Raw genomic sequence first — 19,428 nt, 5'->3', positions numbered from 1 at the left:
CGTATGAAACTTCATGAATTGAAACCAGCAGAAGGCTCACGTAAAGAGAGAAACCGTGTAGGTCGCGGAACATCATCTGGAAACGGAAAAACTTCCGGTCGTGGTCACAAAGGACAAAACGCTCGTTCTGGCGGTGGTGTACGTCCTGGATTTGAAGGTGGTCAAATGCCTTTATTCCAACGTCTACCAAAACGTGGATTTACGAACATAAACCGTAAAGAATATGCTATAGTGAACTTAGACGTTTTAAACCGATTTGAAGACGGCACAGAAATCACTCCTGAGTTATTATTAGAATCAGGTGTCGTAAAGAACGTGAAATCAGGTATTAAAGTACTTGGTAATGGTTCCGTCGAAAACAAATATACCGTTAAAGCTCATAAGTTCTCTGCTTCAGCAAAGGCAGCAATCGAAGAAGCGGGCGGTAAAACAGAGGTGATCTAATGTTCCGTACATTCTCCAATTTTATGCGCGTGGCTGACATTAGACGGAAGATATTTTTTACACTTGCTTTGTTAATTGTATTCCGTCTAGGCACATTTATTCCTGTGCCATTCACAGATAAAACTGCAATTGAACATTTGAACTCGCAAAATAATGTATTTGGGTTTCTAGATACATTTGGCGGTGGGGCATTGATGAATTTCTCCATTTTCGCAATGGGGATAATGCCTTATATTACAGCTTCAATCATTATGCAATTACTACAGATGGATGTTGTACCAAAGTTTACAGAATGGAAAAAGCAGGGTGAAATGGGTAGAAAGAAACTTGCCCAAGTAACCCGTTATGGAACTGTGGTTCTTGCATTCGTTCAAGCAATCGCCATGTCTATTGGCTTCAATGCCATGGCTGGTGGATTCTTAATTGCCAATCCAGATCCAATGAAGTTCCTTATCATCGCATTAGTATTAACTGCTGGAACAACATTCCTAATGTGGTTAGGTGAACAGATCACTGCAAATGGAGTTGGGAATGGAATTTCGATACTCATTTTTGCAGGTATCGTAGCTGCTATACCGAACGCTGTTGAACAGTTATATGCCCAGTACTTTACAAATCCTGGAGATGAACTGTTTATCAATATCGTTATTGTAGCTTTAATAGCTTTAGTTGCGATAGCAATCACGGCTGGTGTTGTTTTCGTACAACAAGCGTTACGTAAGATCCCAATTCAATATGCAAAGAAACTTGTAAATCGTTCTCCAGTTGGTGGTCATTCTACACATTTACCTCTAAAAGTAAATGCTGCGGGAGTTATCCCAGTAATCTTCGCGATTGCCTTTATTATGGCACCAAGAACTGTTGCAGGATTCTTTGATGGTAATGTTGCTAATACAATTGAATCGATCTTTGATTATACAACAACAACAGGTATGCTTATCTATGTGGCGCTAATTATTGCGTTTACGTATTTCTATACATTTGTTCAAGTTAATCCTGAGCAAATGGCTGAGAACTTACAAAAGCAGGGTGGATATATTCCAGGAATTCGTCCAGGTAAAAATACTGAAACGTATCTTACTCGTGTTATCAATCGTTTAACATTTGTAGGAGCAATATTCTTGGCTGCAGTTTCCGTACTACCTATTGTATTCGGTAAACTTGCAGGTCTTCCACAATCAATTCAAATCGGCGGCACAAGTCTACTAATCGTTGTAGGTGTAGCAATTCAAACAATGAAGCAATTAGAAGGTCAGTTAGTGAAGCGACACTACAAAGGATTTATTAAGTAAGAATTTGCCAATGAAGCGAGGGGAAAGTTTTGAATCTATTGTTAATGGGTCTTCCTGGTGCAGGCAAAGGTACACAGGCAGATAAAATAAGCGAGAAATATAACATCCCTCATATTTCAACAGGAGATATGTTCCGATCCGCTATTAAAGAAGGAACAGAACTTGGTGTGAAAGCTAAAAGCTTCATGGACCAAGGCGCACTTGTTCCGGATGAAGTAACAATTGGAATCGTAAAAGAGCGTTTGAGTAAAGCTGACTGTGAGAAAGGGTTCTTGTTAGATGGTTTCCCAAGAACCATTGCACAAGCAGAAGCTTTACAAGCACTTTTATCGGAAATGAATCAAGCGATTGACCATGTATTACATGTAGAAGTACCAGAAGATAAATTAGTGGAGCGTTTATCCGGTCGTAGAATTTGTCCAACATGTGGTAGAGCTTATCATGTGATATATAATCCTCCCAAAAAAGAGGGTATCTGTGATATTGATGGTTCAGCGTTAATTCAACGTGATGATGACAAACCAGAAACGGTTAAAAATCGTTTGGCGATCAACATCGAACAATCGAAGCCGTTACTAGACTTTTATGAAGATAGAGGATATCTTGTAACCGTTGATGGTGATCAAGATATCAATAAGGTTTTTCAAGACATTCAATCGATTATTGAAAAGTAATTCATTGTAGGCCCTGCACGAATAGACAATTCTATTTGTTTCATAGTAATAAGAGTCGTTTAGCTTTAATGCTTACTATGTGGATAATGACACCCTGTGTTTAACATTCCACCCTCATTTAGGTGAACGTCATGAAGCGAAACTGATTCGATGCCACGAATAGGTCTTGTTTGTCGAATTTGCAAGAGGCGACAAGGCATTATCGGTTTGAGTGATTGATGATCGTTGTGTCTTGGTAGCAGATGGGGAACACGTAAATATGATCTCGACCAAAGAGAATGAGTAAACATCATATTGAACATGGATTATACGTCTCCAGAAGTCCAAAACAGCCTTCTAGAAACTGGTCGTGTCACAAATGAAAATTTATCGTTTATATGTTGTTTTAGAACAATATTGTGACTGATTTAAAAGAAGGGAGTAAGGCGCGATGGCGAAAGATGATGTAATTGAAGTGGAAGGAACCGTAACAGAAACATTGCCAAATGCAATGTTCAACGTAGAGCTTGAAAACGGTCATACGGTCTTGGCACATGTGTCGGGAAAAATCCGTATGCACTTCATCCGTATCTTACCAGGTGATAAAGTAACGGTAGAACTCTCTCCATATGATTTAACAAGAGGACGAATTACGTACCGTTATAAATAAGCGAGCTCCGATATAAAAGGAGGTAAAGATGATGAAAGTAAGAGCATCTGTAAAGCCAATTTGTGAAAAATGCAAAGTCATTAAACGAAAAGGCAAAGTAATGGTGATTTGTGAAAATCCGAAACACAAGCAAAAACAAGGATAATTGAAGGAGGTGCGCATTTTTTATGGCACGTATTGGAGGTATAGATATTCCACGTGATAAACGTGTAGTAATCTCTTTAACATACATTTATGGTATTGGTAAGAAAACTGCACAAGATATCCTTAAAGAAGCAGGCGTTTCTGAAGATACTCGTGTTCGTGATCTAACTGAAGATGAGTTAGGACGTATTCGTCAAGCGGTGGATGGTTACACAACTGAAGGGGATCTTCGTCGTGAAGTATCGCTTAACATTAAACGTCTAATCGAAATCGGCTCATATCGTGGTCTAAGACATCGTCGTGGTTTACCGGTTCGCGGTCAAAATACGAAGAACAACTCTCGTACTCGTAAAGGCCCACGTCGTACAATCGCTAACAAGAAAAAATAATGTAAGGAGGTAAACTAATAGATGGCTCGTAAAACTAATACACGTAAACGTCGTGTGAAAAAGAATGTTGAGACTGGTGTAGCACATATCCGTTCTACTTTCAACAACACTATTGTAACTATCACTGATGTTCAAGGTAATGTTGTTGGATGGAGTTCTGCAGGTGCACTAGGTTTCAAAGGTTCTCGTAAATCTACTCCATTTGCTGCACAAATGGCTGCTGAAACAGCTGCTAAAACTGCAGTTGATAATGGAATGAAAACTCTAGAAGTATCAGTTAAAGGTCCAGGAGCTGGACGTGAAGCTGCTATTCGTTCTCTACAAGCAGCTGGACTAGAAGTTACAGCTATTAAAGATGTAACTCCAGTACCTCATAACGGTTGCCGTCCACCAAAACGTCGTCGTGTATAATTTAAACGTATATTATTTGTCACCCTGTCTATAATGGGTTATGATGACTAAAAGTATAGATGGTAATAGAGATAAATTTAAGTACACCAAGGTAAATGATGAGAAGATGGTATAGCAACACGCCTTAGGGGCGAGGAGATATATTTCTTATTAAGACCTTACTATACAGCATCGCAAAGACAAACGTACGATAAATTACACAGGTAGTGCAGAAACGCCAACTGCCGATCCCGAGGAATTTCGGTTAGATCACTTTCTAGCCGGGGTTTCGACGTTTTAAAGGAGGGTATTATGGAATGATTGAAATAGAAAAGCCAAAGATTGAAACGGTTGAGATTAGTGATGATGCTACATTTGGAAAATTTGTGGTAGAACCGCTCGAACGTGGTTATGGTACAACTCTTGGAAACTCCTTGCGTCGTATCCTACTATCCTCACTTCCAGGTGCTGCTGTTACGTCAGTTCAAATTGATGGAGCATTACATGAATTTTCAACTATTGATGGAGTAGTTGAAGATGTTACGACAATCATTTTGAATTTGAAAAAGCTAGCCCTTAAAATCTATTCAGACGAACCAAAAACATTAGAAATCGATGTGCAAGGTGAAGGAGTCGTTACTGCGGCAGATCTAACATACGATAGTGATGTAGAAGTATTGAATCCTGAACTTCCAATTGCAACATTAAATGCAAAAGGAAACTTGCGTATGAAATTAACTGCACAACGTGGTCGTGGTTATGTTCCAGCAGATGCAAACAAACATGAAGATCAACCAATTGGTGTTATTCCAGTTGATTCCATTTTCACACCAGTATCACGTGTCACTTACCAAGTTGAGAATACTCGTGTAGGTCAAAGTGCAAACTACGATAAATTAACTTTAGATGTTACAACTGATGGAAGCATTCGTCCAGAAGAAGCGATTTCTTTAGGGGCAAAGATCTTTTCTGAGCATTTAAATATTTTCGTAGGCTTAACTGATGAAGCACAGAATGTTGAAATAATGGTTGAGAAAGAAGAAGACCAAAAAGAAAAAGTAATGGAAATGACAATTGAAGAATTAGACCTATCGGTTCGTTCTTACAATTGTTTAAAACGTGCTGGCATTAATACAGTTCAAGAGCTTTCAAATAAATCTGAAGAAGATATGATGAAAGTGCGTAATCTAGGTCGTAAATCATTAGAGGAAGTTAAAGTTAAGCTTGCTGATTTAGGTTTAGGTTTACGTAAAGAAGATTAATATCGGACATCTTTAGAGTTTCAAGAAAGGGAGGGATAGTCCATGGCAAGAAAACTAGGACGTACAACAGATCAACGACTAGCACTACTTCGCAACCTTGCTTCTGATTTAATTATTCATGAGCGGATTGAAACAACAGAAGCTAAGGCTAAAGAACTTAGATCTGTAGTAGACAAAATGATTACATTAGGTAAACGTGGTGATCTACCCGCTCGTCGTCAAGCAGCTGCATTCTTATACAACAAAGAGGCTAATGAAGAAGATACAGTTCTTCAAAAGCTATTCAATGATGTAGCGAAGCGCTATGAAGACAGACAAGGTGGATATACACGCGTTCTTAAGTTAGGCGAACGCCAAGGTGATGGAGCGAAAATGGCAATTATTGAGCTAGTTTAATCAATCCATACGCGTTAAGGGCAGGACTTGATCTCTTCCACGAGGTGAAATCCAAGCCCTTTTTTTGTATAGAAAAGGGCTTGGATTTCAGGTTAAGTGGATCACGTGTTTCGATTGAATGGGCAATATACATGTAATATAAGCGGTATGAAGTGGTTAACTAGGGTTAGTTATAGAGGAAATTAGGCATCCGAACCTTTAGATGGTCGCTAGAACTGTAATAGGGAAATATACCATATAATGGGCAGATGTTTCGGATACACGGTTATGCTATACAAGCATAGTTGAAAGCTAATTATCCTGCTTTAGGTTCACTAAGCTAAGTAAGGTCAGCCCCAACCACTTTCCCCAGACACCCTTCGCTAAATTAAACACCTATCTATTAACATTCAACAATAGAAGTAGTAAAATACATACATGGAAGCAACCTAAAGGCTACGTGGAGAATGGGAGGAATATAGATGAGAGAGAAGTTTATAGAGTTTAGGAATGTATCGTTTCGATACGGAGAAGAGCAGCCTTGGGTGTTAGAGAACGTTTCATTCGAAATATATCAAGATGAATGGGTAGCGATTATTGGGCATAATGGATCTGGTAAATCGACAATCGCTAAGTTAATGAATGGACTATTGTATCCTCAGGAAGGGGAAATCTTAATAAATGGGATGCCAGTTAATGACGAGCATGTCTGGGAAATTCGTAAGCAAGTAGGAATGGTCTTCCAGAACCCAGATAACCAGTTTGTTGGGACAACCGTTCAGGATGATGTAGCCTTTGGAATGGAGAATCGAGGTGTTCCAAGGGAAGAAATGGTCACTAAAATTGATGAGGTATTAAAGGCTGTAAGGATGGAAGATTATCGCCTTACAGAACCACATCGATTATCAGGTGGACAAAAGCAACGAGTGGCGATAGCTAGTGTGCTAGCCATTCAACCAGCTGTTCTAATCCTAGACGAGGCGACAGCAATGTTAGATCCAAAGGGTCGTAAAGAAATTATGCGAACTGTTTCAGATATTCAAGCAAAGAATGAGATTTCACTTATTACGATAACACATGATTTACAGGAAGTAGTACAAGCAGAGCGCGTTATCGTGATGAATAGCGGTAAGGTATGGAAAGAGGCAACACCCCGTGAGGTTTTTGCTAAAAAGGATGAGTTACGGAAAATTGGCTTGGATGTTCCCTATATTGCGTTGTTGGCAGATGAATTAAAACGAAATGGGCTAGAGATCTCGACGGAACCTTTAAATCATGAAGAATTATTGGAGGAATTATGGACATTACATTCAAAGATGTAAGTTACATCTACCAAGCTAACTCACCTTTTGCTCACTCTGCTTTAAAGGACCTATCCTTTCATATTCCATCAGGATCCTTTGTCGCGATAGTTGGTCATACTGGATCCGGTAAGTCAACATTACTCCAGCACTTAAATGGACTACTAACACCAACTAAAGGTGAGGTTCAAATTGGTGACTTTCATATTAATTCGGATAAAAAACCAGAGAATTTAAAGGAACTTCGTAGTCGAGTAGGGGTCGTCTTTCAGTATCCTGAACATCAATTATTTGATGAAACCGTCGCAAAGGACATCGCGTTTGGACCGAAGAACTTTGGAGTTTCCGATACAGAAATAGCGGAACGTATACGAGATATTATTCCTGCAGTTGGAATGGATGAGTCATTACTAGAAAGATCTCCTTTTGATCTAAGTGGTGGACAAATGAGACGGGTTGCGATTGCTGGAGTTCTTGCTATAAAGCCAGAGATTCTGGTCTTAGATGAGCCAACTGCAGGGCTAGATCCAAGAGGTCAAAAGGAAATAATGGACATGTTCTATACGCTTCACCAAGAGCGCAACTTAACTACGATACTGGTAACACATAGTATGGAGGATGCCGTCAAATACGCTGACCACGTCATTATCATGAACAAAGGAACGAAATATATGGAAGGTTCACCTGAAGAGGTATTTACGCAACGAGAAGCGCTTCAGCAGGTGCAATTAGAAGTCCCTGAAGCTATTCAATTTATTACCTCATTTCAGGAGAAATTTGGGTTAACCATCCCCTTCAAGCGTCAAACCGTCGAAGAGCTCGCGGTTGAGATTCAGCAATTACTAAAGGGGGCTGAATCGGATGAATAACATGATGATTATCGGACAATATGTCCCAGGAAATTCTTTAGTGCATCGGTTAGACCCAAGAATGAAGATTACGATCATCTTCTTATTCGTTATTATTGTGTTCTTTGCTAATAATGTCGTTAGCTATAGTATTTTGACAGCATTTGCGATTATTACGATTGTTATCACGAGAATCCCGTTTCGTTTTATATTGAAGGGATTAACACCAGTATGGTTCTTAATTATTTTTACCTTTATCCTGCATTTGATTGTAACAAAGGAAGGTTCCGTAGTTTTTGATTTATTTGGGTTTAAAATATACTCAGGAGCCATTATACAGGGGTTTGCAATCTCGCTACGATTCTTCCTATTAATCTTGATTACATCGCTATTAACGTTAACGACAACACCAATAGAGATCACAGATGCGATTGAAGATATGTTACATCCATTGAAGAAAATCAAGTTCCCAGTACATGAACTAGCTCTCATGATGTCGATATCCTTACGTTTTATCCCAACCCTTTTACAAGAGACGGATAAGATATCAAAGGCACAAGCATCAAGGGGAGTGGATTTTCGTACTGGACCAATGAAGGAACGGTTAAAAGCCATTGTTCCTCTATTAGTACCGCTATTTGTTAGTGCGTTTAAGCGTGCGGAAGAGCTTGCGATGGCGATGGAAGCTAGAGGCTACCAGGGAGGAGAGGGAAGAACGAAGCTAAGGCAATTAAAAATTGATAAGATCGATATCTTTGTTTTGCTTTTCTTCTTATTGGTAATTGCTGGGCTATTCTTAACGAGAAATTATTCATAGTTTGGAGGTTGGACAGTTTTGCCGAAAATTAAATGTACGATTAGCTATGATGGAACTAATTTCCATGGCTATCAGGTCCAGCCCGATAAACGAACCGTTCAACTAGAATTAGAGCATGCATTGGAAAAAATCCACAAAGGTGAAAAAATCCATATTCATGCATCCGGCAGAACCGATACAGGGGTTCATGCTAAGGGACAAACCATTCACTTTGAAACGAATCTAGATATCCCGGGAAATAGTTGGAGGAAGGCACTCAATGCCTTATTACCGAGTGATGTATATGTGACACATGCAGAAGTAGTTTCTAATGATTTTCACGCTAGATACAATGTAGTGGAGAAGGAATATCGTTATTTTTTATTAAATACAACGAATCCTGATGTTTTTAGACGAAATCATGTGTATCATTTTCCATATAAGCTTGATATAGAAGCAATACAAGAAGCTTGTCGTTATTTAGAAGGAACCCATGACTTTACCACCTTTTCTTCAGCAAAGGCAACTGTCAAAGGGAACAAGGTAAGAACGTTGTATGAGGTTTCATGTAATCAAGATAACGGGCAAATAGAATTTATTTTCCGAGGAAGTGGATTTTTATATAATATGGTTCGAATCTTAGTAGGAACGTTAATCGATGTTGGGCAAGGGAAAATTAGCCCTTCTGATATTGGCACGTTGTTAGAGGCAAGGGACCGGAAATATGCCGGAAAAACAGCTCCAGCTCAAGGTTTATTCTTGTGGAGAGTAAGCTATTAAGGCATCATTATTTCTGACAAAACACTACATTTCCTGGGAAATATCGACACCTTTCTTTTTAGATAGAAATGCTGTATAATAGAAAGAGTGTTTTTGCAATGAATTATAAAAAAATATCAATAAATAAATCTGCCAGACTCTTGACAATTTACCCTATTTTGATATATTATGGTCTATGGCATTTTATTTCTAAAACCGCGATTAGCCCCGGAACTAATTGTGTTGAAAATATAGGAATAACGAACTTTAAACATTTAAAAATTAATGAATGAAAAATATGGAGGGAACCAATCATGCGCACAACTTTCATGGCGAATGAAAACAATATCGAACGCAAATGGCTTGTTGTGGATGCTGAAGGCCAACGCCTTGGTCGTCTAGCAAGTGAAGTTGCTGCAATCCTTCGTGGAAAGCATAAGGCAACTTATACACCACACGTTGATACTGGTGATTATGTAATCATCGTTAACGCTGACAAAATTGAACTAACTGGAAACAAATTAAGTGACAAGAAGTACTACCGTCACTCTGGACATCCAGGTGGATTAAAAGAACGTACTGCTGATGAAATGCGTACAAAATATCCTGAGCAAATGCTTGAGATTGCAATCAAAGGCATGCTTCCAAAAGGATCTTTAGGACGTAAAATGGCTAAGAAATTACATGTATACAGAGGTGCTGAGCACAATCACGCAGCACAAAAACCTGAAGTTTACGAACTTCGCGGATAATAAAAGGAGGTAAATCAATTGGCACAAGTACAATACTACGGCACAGGTCGTCGTAAAAGCTCAACTGCACGTGTACGTTTAGTACCGGGTACTGGTAATGTAACCATTAATGGTCGTGATGCAAAAGACTATTTCCCATATGAAACTCAAATTCTAATTCTTAACCAACCACTACAAGCTACTGAAACTCAAGGAACATATGATGTAATCGTTAATGTTCATGGTGGTGGATTTACTGGTCAAGCTGGTGCTATCCGTCATGGTATCGCACGTGCTTTACTAGAAGCAGATCCAGGTTATCGTCCAGCGCTTAAAAGTGCAGGGTTCCTAACTCGTGACCCTCGTATGAAAGAACGTAAGAAATACGGTCTTAAAGGCGCTCGTCGTGCACCTCAGTTCTCAAAACGTTAATATTTCAATGTTTAAAGGCTCTCAACATATTAAGTTGGGAGCCTTTTCTGTTTCATAGGTCCATTCGTATACAAACTAATTCAGGTGGAGGCAAATAGATAGGGATGCCAGAATTAAAACGTATGGAAGCCTATGAAACAAAGCTTATAGGGAAGAGTATATGAACACAATATTCCTTTCTAATAAGGAATGTATACTATCACTAGCTGGTGAAGTTAGTAGGAAGATTGTATTGTGTGATTATGAAGTACGTGTATTCAAATTGAAAAAAGCTCCTCAAATTGAAGGAGCTTTTTTATTTGCTATTTTTTCTATAGGTTCGTATCATACCACCATTAGGACATATCACGGGGTTGTTGCTGTATTTTGTTACAGACGCTTCGTAATTATTCTTACACGAAAATAAAATGTAAGGTAGTATACCTACTAATCACGCTTAAATCTAGCAAGAAATGGTACTGAATTGCCAAAAGCAGTTTGGGCCATTTGTAAGGGAGGTAAGGAAATGATTATCCTTGCCTCCCTTCACGTTCATCAGGCGATAGTAAAATGACCATATAAAAGGTCAAAAAAGTGACCGTTGCAACGGTCATTTTCCAGGGAAGCGTTTTCTAAAGAATACGATAAGATTAATAACAAGGGAGGCGTGGCTGTGAGTTCAAAAAACAACCGTGAACATGATTTGTTAATGTTTCTTTCCAAGAGTCAAGGTTACGTTACCTCGAACGAACTTGTAGAAGAACTAAAGGTTTCTCAAAAAACAGTTTATCGTTTAATAAAGAAAATTAACGATGAGTACATGGACAGCCCTTTAATTATATCGGAAAGAGGGAGAGGGTATAAGTTAGATTACGAGAATTTTATCAATTATCAAAAAAGTGATAATAAATACAAGGAAAAACACTTTTCTCCAAGTGAGAGACGTAAACGCATTATGGAAGAATTATTGTTGTCCTCTCCTAAACCTATCAATATATACCATTTATACAGTGATTATTATGTTGGGGATTCCGTTATTTTTAATGACGAACAGCTTATGAGCGAAGAACTGCAAAAGTACAATTTGGTTTTAGAGCGAAAAGATAGGAAGCTAGCGATATTAGGGGAAGAAGTAGATATTCGGAAAGCAATTAAGCACATTAATGAAATATTTAATACGATTGATATTGATGATTTAAAAAGGAATCAAGAACTTAACTTTAATCAATACGATGTTTTATTTATATTAGGCCAACTAAGGGATATTGAAAAGGATTTAGATATCACGATTCCCTACCCATATAATGTAAACATTTTCTCCCATTTATATATATTACTTAGTCGCTTAGGAAAAGTTCCTGCCTTACTTTTTAGAGATAAGGCTTCAATGGAAGAAATGGAGAATATGAAAAGAGATCCTATTTTGTATCCGATTGCTAAAGGTATTGTAACCAACATTGAAAAATATTTAGGCAGTTCTTTACCGGATATTGAGATTTATTTCCTTTATCAGTATTTAGTATCATCCAGAATGCAAGGGTCCCTTGCTAAAACCTCCACATTTTCACCAGAGGTTATTCAAGTGACAGAAGCATATATTGAGGGGATGAGTATTTACTTAGGAATAGACATCGAAAGTGAGTCTATTTTTACAGATTTAGCCAACCATATTAAACCTATGCTTAATAGATTAGACTATAAAATTCGGATTAAAAATAGTTTGTTAAGTCAAATCAAGGTAACGTATGAAGATGTTTATTCGGGCGTCACGAATGTATCCGAATTTGTAAGTAAAAAATTCAATCTACCAGCAATTAATGAAGATGAAAATGGGTTTATCACACTCTATTTTGCAAAGGTGATCGTAACTGGTCAATATCAACATCCGATAAAAACGTTAATTATGTGTACGACAGGAATTGGAACGTCAGAACTGTTAAAGGCAAAGGTATCACGAAAATTCCCTGAGTTAGAGATTCTTGATGTTGTAGCTTCACAGAACATGCAGATGATTAAAGAGAAATATGCAGATGCCGAGTTAATTCTAAGTACGGTTCATATTAAGGAAGCAATACCAATCCATTGTTTATTAGTGAGTGCTATGTTTACACTGGATGACCAGAAGAGACTTCAGCGAAAGATAGAGGAGATTTACCATGGATATTAACTCTTTTTATCACGTTTGTTTTAATTGTGAGTTAAAAACTAAAGAAGAAGTATATACCTTTATCGCTGACATGGTGTGCCGGGATAATCCTTCGCAAAAAGAAGAAATCGTGAACCAATTATATCAAAGAGAAAATGTAGGGAGCATATTAATCGCTGAACATGTGATGTTGCCTCATATGGAAAGCGACCTAATAGAGAAGAGTCAAATCGTATTTATCCATCTAGCAAACCCTATACAATCCTGGGATGAACAGACAAAGGATATCCGTTTATTCATTGTCATTTTATTAAAAGAAAATGAACAGGAGCAAATAAAGAAAAGAATATCGTTGTTCACTCGAACATTAGCAGATGAAGCGTATTTAAATCGATTATTGTGTAGTAATGACAAGGAAGCGTTTAATCAAGAACTTATAAAAATTTAGGAGGAATAATGATGAAAATAGTAGGAGTAGCAGCATGTACAGTTGGTATTGCACACACATATATTGCACAGGAGAAATTAGAGAATGCTGGAAAGAAAGCCGGTCATGACATTTCTATTGAAACACAAGGAACCATTGGGACGGAAAATGAATTAACACAAGAACAAATCGTTGAAGCAGACATTGTTATTCTAGCAGCAGACGTTAAGATTGCAGGAAGAGAACGGTTTGAAGGAAAGCGAATCATCGAGGTTCCAACAGAGATAGCTGTAAAATCACCAAATAAATTAATTGAAAAAGCAGTAGAAGTTGTAAACCAAAAGAAATAGCTAGCAATGGAATGGGGGATAAATGGGATGGAAGTCAAAGAAATTGTAGATCTAAAGACAATCAAAACCGACATGAATGCGAAAAGTAAGGAAGAAGCTATACAAGAATTAGCAGAGGTATTACAAAGAAATGATTACATTAACGATGTTGAAGCGTTTCTAAAAGATATTTATGCAAGAGAAGCGGTAGGTCAAACTGGAATTGGAAATTATATCGCTATTCCGCATGGTAATAGTGATGCGGTCCAAAAAATAGGCGTAGCTATTGGAATCACCCAGCAAGAAATCCCTTGGGAAACGCTCGACGGGAAAGGTGTAAAGGGAATCATTCTATTTGCTGTTGGGAAAGAAAATGATGGCGCACAAACCCATCTAAAATTATTGTCCTTATTTGCAAGAAAATTAGGTAATGATGAAGTCATCGAGAAAATGCTTCAGTCGAAAAATGCTGAAGACGTAAAAGAAGCTTTATGTAATTAAACTATTTAATGAAAGAACTGGACTAGTAATCCATTAATCACGGTACCAAATACGGGAGAACCTACATCATTTGAGATTTATCCATAAAGTATAGAAGTAAATGTTACTGGTATGTTTTTACTTATTAACTTCTGCTAATAAATTGTTGATTGAAGATGGTTTGGTGGTTCTGAATATATAGGGGGGCTTGAGAATGAGTAAGATAAAAGCTTTAAATCTTAAAGGCCATTTATTGACAGCGATTTCATATTTAATTCCAATTGTTTGTGGTGCGGGTTTTTTAATCGCCATTGGGATGGCCTTTGGAGGTAGTAATCAAGCGGAATTAATACAAGGTGAGTTTTCCATTTGGGATGCGTTAGCGACAATGGGTGGAGCTGGTTTAGGTTTATTACCTGCCGTTATCGCTACAGGGATTTCTTTCTCCATTGCAGGAAAACCAGGCATCGCGCCAGGCTTTATCATTGGTTTAACAGCAAATGCTATTGGTGCAGGTTTCATTGGTGGTATTTTAGGTGGATTCTTAGCGGGTTATCTAGGAATAGCTATCCTAAAATATCTTAAAGTTCCAAAGTGGGCTAAGGGATTAATGCCAACGTTAATCGTTCCATTTTTAACTTCGATTATTGGTGGTTTAATCATGGTTTATATTATTGGTGTACCAATCTCTGGTCTTACATTGCTCTTAACTAATGCATTAAACAGTTTGGGAGCTTCTTCATTGTTAGTATTTGGAGCCATTGTAGGTATATTAAGTGGAGTCGATTTTGGTGGTCCAATTAACAAGACTGTCTTTGCCTTTGTGCTAACAATGCAGGCAGAAGGAATTAATGGACCTATTACAGCGTTACAGTTAGTAAATACAGCAACACCAATTGGATTCGGACTTGCTTACTTTATAGCGAAAATGTTTGGCAAGAGAATTTATACAAACGTCGAAACAGAGACCTTAAAATCTGCGGTTCCGATGGGTGTAATTAACATTGTGGAAGGTGTCATTCCAATTGTTATGAATGATATTGTACGTTGTGTGATTGCAACAGCTGTTGGTGGAGCAGCGGGTGGTGCAGTATCGATGTTGTTAGGTGCAGATGCAACGGTACCATTTGGCGGAGTATTGATGCTACCAACGATGTCTCAACCATGGACAGGTGCTGTAGCTATATTAGTCAATGTTCTGGTAACAGGATTAACCTTGGCGTTAATTAAGAAAAATGTGACGGATGAGGAAGCGGATAAGCAAGAAGAAATAGAAGAAGAAGACATTGATTTAGATGATATAAAAATTTACTAAGTGTCATGAACGGTTTAATAGGCATATCCATTCTTTAGAAATGTTGGCAAGGTAATCAAAACCCAATAGTGCTAGAGGGAATGATGATTTTTGAGGAGGATATATAGAATATGAAGAAAGTAGAATTTTCACCATCATTGATGACAATGGACTTAGATAAGTTTAAAGAGCAGATCACTTTCCTAAATGATCATGTTGATTCTTATCATATTGATATTATGGACGGTCATTATGTTCCGAATATTACTTTATCTCCATGGTTTATTGAAGAAGTACGAAAAATAAGTGATCTACCTATATCTGCCCATCTTATGGTAACAGATCCAAGCTTCTGGGTCGGGCAATTAGTGGATATTAAGTGTGAATGGATTTGTATGCATGCAGAAGTACTGGATGGTCTGGCTTTTCGGTTGATTGATCAAATACATGATGCTGGATTAAAAGCTGGGGTAGTTTTAAATCCAGAAACACCTATTGAGACGATTTTCCCTTATATCGAGTTAGTAGATAAAATAACCATTATGACAGTTGATCCAGGTTTTGCTGGGCAACGTTTTATCGAATCAACACTAGATAAAATTGTAGCATTAAGAGAACTACGAGAAGAAAAAGGGTATCAATATGTCATAGAAATGGATGGATCATCTAATCGGAAATCATTTAGAAAAATTGATGCAGCCGGTCCGGATATTTATATTGTGGGGCGTAGTGGTTTATTTGGACTAGATGAAGATATTGAAAAATCTTGGGAAATCATGTGCAAAGATTATGAGGAAATGACTGGTAAGGCAATAATTTAAAAAGTGAAGCGGCTATAACATCTGTATATTCGTAATCAATGCGAAAATAGCTTTAGCAGAAGAAGATATCGATGTACCTATTGCTTCCTTACCAATCCAAGTTTGGTTGAGAACCAAATGTTGGTGAACAGGGCACTTGATGATGAAAAATGTAGTGTGATTCTTGTTCCTATTATTAAATTGGGGCAAATTTTAAAAGGAAAGTAATGTGGTAGTTTAAACACACATTACTTTCTTTTTTTACTTATTGTAGCTTATACTCCCATAGTTGAGCCGCAATTTCTTCTAATACAGACCACTCTCCACTAAGGTTAGCCCTCCATCATTACATCAAATGATATTATTCGACAAAATATGACACGCTTCTACCAATAGTACCTCGGTTATGTTCCCAACCGATTTCCCTGAAACAGCTATCCATAAAACCAATCATTATTCCGGTGATTCAAGTAAAGGCCGATATTCTCAAACCATGGAGTGGACAAGGCCAACAGCAAATTCTAGTTATTTCATGGCTAGCTCAGACATAGGATAAACATGAAGAGTACATGAGCAAGAAGTTCTATTTATCCACTTTTTTATTCTTCATAGAAAGTAACTCATAAAAACGATTAAGGGTGGTGCAAAAAATGAATCGATACCGTAAGTCTATAATTGGAGGACTTGTAGGTGCTTCCTCTGCTGGAGGATGGTTGATCATGGATCTATTACTCCCAGAGCCGATTGGTGACTATTTGTTATTTGGATTAATGGGATTGGTTAACGCTGCGATTGGTTGGCAATTTGTAAGAATGCTTGATAGGAAGCAACGTAAAGGAGGAGAAGCGGAAAGGATAACCACCGGAGCACATTAATGTTTACCAGGTACTTCGAATAGGTTATTCAATATTTCCTGTTTCACTAGGTTAGAAGAAGGCCTGCGATGAAGGCATAAATGTATCCTTTAGGGTCATTCTACTTTGATATAAGGCATGCTTTGTTTATATATAGAAGTTAGTAAAAGAGGGTTTGTACACATATCTGTTAATTTTTATGCGAGTTACTAATAGAGTTAAAGGTGGTTATAAGCAATGAGTCGATTTCGGACACCTATGTATTGGAGCTTTTGTTGGTGCTACTACTGCCGGAGGTTGGCTAATCATGGATTTAATGCTTCCAGATCCGGAAGGTGATTATTTTTTGTTTAGTTTAATGGCGATTGTAAATGCAGTAGTTGGTTGGAATGTAGTAAAGATGTTGAATAAAAAACCAGAAACAGAAGAAGCCACATCAGAAAAGTGGCAGACGGAATCAAACTAAATAGTTTATGTGTGCCAAGTAGCTCCGTAAAGTGGCAAATTTCGGGGATACTTGGCACTATTTTTATGTAACTTTGGTACTTAAGCACTATTCTCATTTTAAATTTATTGAAAATAATGGATATTTGTGGAATCGTGCGGTAAAATTGATAAATATAGCTCCCTGAAAGTTATACAGAAACGGGTGAAAACATGATTTATCAGGTACAAATTTTTAAACTATTATTCGCAGTAGATGATCATATTTTCCGGATTGGTAAAGCAGAACAAATTCGCAACCCATGGAAAACAATTTCTTTATTAGCGCTTCTCAGTGTCTTGATTTATACTGGCGCTAGTTTATTGGGAATTGGATCCTCCACATTATCTAGCGGAGCTGTTTTATTAAGTGCTGCTGAGTACGAGGTATATAAGTTTTGGTTTATCATCGGTAGGATTATGTATTCATTAGCACTTGTAGGCATGGTTTTATTTATCCCATCCTTAATCTATTATTGGGTAACAAAGATTCCTTATAAAAAACTCTTACTAATGCAAGTCGTTGTACTGTTCATGATGCTTTTGGAGCGGATTTTGTGGATTCCGCTGGCCATTTATTTTGGACTTGACTGGTTTGTATCACCATTTTCCTTAGGGATTATCGCATCTTATTTAACAGATATCTCTTTTTTGATTTATCTATGTGGGGCTTGCTCCCTATTCCAGCTATGGATTATCATTTTTCAAGTGAAATTCTTAAGTAGGCTTTCTGGTATACATAAGGGCTGGATATGGAGTACGGTCATCTTGTTTCATCTAGCAACTTGGACTGTTACGGCTGTAATCGCGCTTACAGATATGCATATGATAAATGGGTGGTTTAATTCATGAAGAAACGAATAAAATGGTTAGCGATAATCTTGTTTATCGGGATTAATAGTCTACTGGTTTGGTTAGATGATGGAGAAAAAGTAGTCAGACAAGCGTATGTAACGAATTGGGAGCAGGTCTATCAAACCGATTTTGTTGAAACGGTAGAAGCAGATGGTGTTGTTGACTACTCCGGAGAAAGCTATGTGTACTTTGACAAAGCGCTAGGAAGCTTTGATCAGTTTCTAGTAGAGGAAGGAAGCGTGGTACGTGTTGGAGACCCGCTTTTTCAATACCAAGTACATGATTATTTGGCGACGGAAGCTCATTTAACGTATGAGTTAGAGAAAGTGAATAGTGAAATCGATGCGATTGAAGATGCGATTACCGAGATGGTAGCGTTTCGGATACCGGGTCCTTCAGTGCCAGTTGTAGGGAGTAACGAGGAAGACGGGACAACTGTAGTTGTTTCACCACCTGAACCGGTAGAAGCGGAAGTGATGAAGGAGCAATTTATTATTCAAAAGGAACAAGAGTTAGCTGCCAAACAAGACCTAAAAAGTATGATTCAATCACAATTAGATGATTTAAAGGCGACTGGTGCTGTCATTACAGTGGAAAGTCCGGTTGAGGGAAAAATAAAAGAACTTTCTTCCACATTAAATGATCCGTTAATAAGTATTGAAGAAACAGCCTTACATGTGAAGGGAAATGTTGATGAATCTGTAAGGGTTGACATTGATGTGGAGCAACCTGTCGATATTTTGTTAAAGGAAAGTGGACAAGTATTGCAAGGTACTATCTCTCATGTGGAAGATGCGCCGTATGAAGTAAATGTGGATACGGCTAGTATTTATCCGTTTGAAGTGACTTTTACGGATGAAGAAGTCTTGGATGTATTACCGGGGTATCATGCTGATTTAACGATAACCGTCAATGAATCATTGAATGCCAATACGGTTGATCCAACTATGGTAAATCATAATCAAGTGTGGAAGTTGACTGAGGCTGGAACATTGGAATTAGTTCCGGTGCATACTGGCATTATGATGGATAACAAATTGGAAATTGTTAGTGGATTGGAAGCGGGAGATTCTGTTACGGATGAATCGATTCCATTCTCGTACAATGGTATGCCGTTCTTCACGCCTCTAAAGATTAAGCAGGTGCCTTGGTTGGAGATTGGGAATTATGAAGAGAGAACGAAGCATATATTAATGGGGATTATGGTGAGGTAACATACTTAAAATGTTTTTCTTAGCGCAGGTCCCTAGGATAATGAGGTTGGGACATAACGAAAAGATTTAAATGTAAAACCG

At 37.9% G+C, this 19,428-nt stretch carries 26 protein-coding genes; all 26 read left to right on the top strand.

The window, feature by feature from the left end; genetic code table 11:
• Positions 1-3 precede the first annotated feature (3 nt).
• On the top strand, positions 4-444 hold the full coding sequence (gene rplO / locus MKY78_RS09015; RefSeq protein WP_186871273.1) for a 50S ribosomal protein L15: 441 nt from the start codon (positions 4-6) through the stop codon (positions 442-444).
• Positions 444-1,736, top strand: a complete 1,293-nt coding sequence (secY, locus tag MKY78_RS09010) for a preprotein translocase subunit SecY (protein WP_339217495.1) — start codon at positions 444-446, stop codon at positions 1,734-1,736. The genes rplO and secY overlap by 1 nt, the downstream gene beginning before the upstream one ends.
• A 29-nt stretch (positions 1,737-1,765) precedes the next feature.
• Entirely contained in the window at positions 1,766-2,410 is a 645-nt protein-coding gene (locus tag MKY78_RS09005) for an adenylate kinase (RefSeq protein WP_186871275.1), read from the top strand.
• A gap of 430 nt (positions 2,411-2,840) precedes the next feature.
• Positions 2,841-3,059, top strand: coding sequence for a translation initiation factor IF-1 (gene infA, locus MKY78_RS09000; RefSeq protein ID WP_010095735.1), 219 nt, complete (start codon positions 2,841-2,843; stop codon positions 3,057-3,059).
• Positions 3,060-3,090: 31 nt separating this feature from the next.
• Positions 3,091-3,204, top strand: a complete 114-nt coding sequence (gene rpmJ / locus MKY78_RS08995) for a 50S ribosomal protein L36 (protein ID WP_010095733.1) — start codon at positions 3,091-3,093, stop codon at positions 3,202-3,204.
• Positions 3,205-3,226: 22 nt separating this feature from the next.
• Positions 3,227-3,592 carry a 30S ribosomal protein S13 gene (rpsM, locus tag MKY78_RS08990; protein ID WP_186871276.1) on the top strand — a complete coding sequence of 122 codons (366 nt, stop codon included), beginning with the start codon at positions 3,227-3,229 and terminating at the stop codon, positions 3,590-3,592.
• Between the two features lie 21 nt (positions 3,593-3,613).
• On the top strand, positions 3,614-4,003 hold the full coding sequence (gene rpsK / locus MKY78_RS08985; protein WP_010095726.1) for a 30S ribosomal protein S11: 390 nt from the start codon (positions 3,614-3,616) through the stop codon (positions 4,001-4,003).
• 296 nt (positions 4,004-4,299) lie between these two features.
• Positions 4,300-5,244, top strand: a complete 945-nt coding sequence (locus MKY78_RS08980; protein WP_339217492.1) for a DNA-directed RNA polymerase subunit alpha — start codon at positions 4,300-4,302, stop codon at positions 5,242-5,244.
• Between the two features lie 42 nt (positions 5,245-5,286).
• Positions 5,287-5,640: a 50S ribosomal protein L17 gene (gene rplQ, locus MKY78_RS08975; protein ID WP_339217491.1), complete on the top strand. Its 354-nt coding sequence runs from the start codon at positions 5,287-5,289 to the stop codon at positions 5,638-5,640.
• A gap of 461 nt (positions 5,641-6,101) precedes the next feature.
• The gene (locus MKY78_RS08970; RefSeq protein WP_339217490.1) at positions 6,102-6,941 is read left to right on the top strand and encodes an energy-coupling factor ABC transporter ATP-binding protein; all 840 of its coding nucleotides are present in this window, start codon (positions 6,102-6,104) and stop codon (positions 6,939-6,941) included.
• The gene (locus MKY78_RS08965) at positions 6,917-7,789 is read left to right on the top strand and encodes an energy-coupling factor ABC transporter ATP-binding protein (RefSeq protein ID WP_339217488.1); all 873 of its coding nucleotides are present in this window, start codon (positions 6,917-6,919) and stop codon (positions 7,787-7,789) included. The genes MKY78_RS08970 and MKY78_RS08965 overlap by 25 nt, the downstream gene beginning before the upstream one ends.
• Positions 7,782-8,585 (top strand): energy-coupling factor transporter transmembrane protein EcfT, encoded by an 804-nt coding sequence (locus MKY78_RS08960; protein WP_211742690.1) that lies wholly within the window; start codon positions 7,782-7,784, stop codon positions 8,583-8,585. The genes MKY78_RS08965 and MKY78_RS08960 overlap by 8 nt, the downstream gene beginning before the upstream one ends.
• 18 nt (positions 8,586-8,603) lie before the next feature.
• The gene (gene truA, locus MKY78_RS08955) at positions 8,604-9,344 is read left to right on the top strand and encodes a tRNA pseudouridine(38-40) synthase TruA (RefSeq protein WP_339217485.1); all 741 of its coding nucleotides are present in this window, start codon (positions 8,604-8,606) and stop codon (positions 9,342-9,344) included.
• 293 nt (positions 9,345-9,637) lie between these two features.
• The gene (rplM, locus tag MKY78_RS08950; RefSeq protein ID WP_186871283.1) at positions 9,638-10,075 is read left to right on the top strand and encodes a 50S ribosomal protein L13; all 438 of its coding nucleotides are present in this window, start codon (positions 9,638-9,640) and stop codon (positions 10,073-10,075) included.
• Between the two features lie 18 nt (positions 10,076-10,093).
• The gene (gene rpsI / locus MKY78_RS08945) at positions 10,094-10,486 is read left to right on the top strand and encodes a 30S ribosomal protein S9 (protein ID WP_339217483.1); all 393 of its coding nucleotides are present in this window, start codon (positions 10,094-10,096) and stop codon (positions 10,484-10,486) included.
• A 160-nt stretch (positions 10,487-10,646) separates the two neighbouring features.
• Positions 10,647-10,892: a hypothetical protein gene (locus tag MKY78_RS08940; protein ID WP_339217482.1), complete on the top strand. Its 246-nt coding sequence runs from the start codon at positions 10,647-10,649 to the stop codon at positions 10,890-10,892.
• A 246-nt stretch (positions 10,893-11,138) separates the two neighbouring features.
• Positions 11,139-12,632 (top strand): PRD domain-containing protein, encoded by a 1,494-nt coding sequence (locus tag MKY78_RS08935; protein ID WP_339217480.1) that lies wholly within the window; start codon positions 11,139-11,141, stop codon positions 12,630-12,632.
• The gene (locus MKY78_RS08930; protein WP_339217478.1) at positions 12,622-13,059 is read left to right on the top strand and encodes a PTS sugar transporter subunit IIA; all 438 of its coding nucleotides are present in this window, start codon (positions 12,622-12,624) and stop codon (positions 13,057-13,059) included. The genes MKY78_RS08935 and MKY78_RS08930 overlap by 11 nt, the downstream gene beginning before the upstream one ends.
• An 11-nt stretch (positions 13,060-13,070) precedes the next feature.
• Positions 13,071-13,388, top strand: coding sequence for a PTS fructose transporter subunit IIB (locus tag MKY78_RS08925; RefSeq protein WP_339217477.1), 318 nt, complete (start codon positions 13,071-13,073; stop codon positions 13,386-13,388).
• 27 nt (positions 13,389-13,415) lie between these two features.
• Positions 13,416-13,868 (top strand): fructose PTS transporter subunit IIA, encoded by a 453-nt coding sequence (locus MKY78_RS08920; RefSeq protein WP_339217475.1) that lies wholly within the window; start codon positions 13,416-13,418, stop codon positions 13,866-13,868.
• 193 nt (positions 13,869-14,061) lie between these two features.
• A complete protein-coding gene (locus tag MKY78_RS08915; protein WP_339217474.1) occupies positions 14,062-15,162 on the top strand; it encodes a PTS fructose transporter subunit IIC in 1,101 nt (366 codons plus the stop codon).
• 110 nt (positions 15,163-15,272) lie between these two features.
• Complete coding sequence (gene alsE / locus MKY78_RS08910) at positions 15,273-15,962, top strand: D-allulose 6-phosphate 3-epimerase (RefSeq protein ID WP_339217473.1); 690 nt, start codon at positions 15,273-15,275, stop codon at positions 15,960-15,962.
• A 629-nt stretch (positions 15,963-16,591) separates the two neighbouring features.
• Positions 16,592-16,816 (top strand): hypothetical protein, encoded by a 225-nt coding sequence (locus MKY78_RS08905; protein ID WP_339217472.1) that lies wholly within the window; start codon positions 16,592-16,594, stop codon positions 16,814-16,816.
• 286 nt (positions 16,817-17,102) lie between these two features.
• A complete protein-coding gene (locus tag MKY78_RS08900; protein WP_339217471.1) occupies positions 17,103-17,261 on the top strand; it encodes a hypothetical protein in 159 nt (52 codons plus the stop codon).
• A gap of 191 nt (positions 17,262-17,452) precedes the next feature.
• The gene (locus tag MKY78_RS08895; RefSeq protein WP_339217470.1) at positions 17,453-18,130 is read left to right on the top strand and encodes a hypothetical protein; all 678 of its coding nucleotides are present in this window, start codon (positions 17,453-17,455) and stop codon (positions 18,128-18,130) included.
• Positions 18,127-19,347 (top strand): efflux RND transporter periplasmic adaptor subunit, encoded by a 1,221-nt coding sequence (locus tag MKY78_RS08890; RefSeq protein ID WP_339217468.1) that lies wholly within the window; start codon positions 18,127-18,129, stop codon positions 19,345-19,347. Before MKY78_RS08895 ends, MKY78_RS08890 begins: the two co-directional genes overlap by 4 nt.
• Positions 19,348-19,428: the final 81 nt, after the last annotated feature.

Origin of the sequence: Ornithinibacillus sp. FSL M8-0202 (assembly GCF_037975285.1) — a bacterium.
GTDB classification, from domain to species: domain Bacteria; phylum Bacillota; class Bacilli; order Bacillales; family Amphibacillaceae; genus Ornithinibacillus; species Ornithinibacillus massiliensis.
This window is presented reverse-complemented; position numbering and strand designations above follow the sequence as displayed.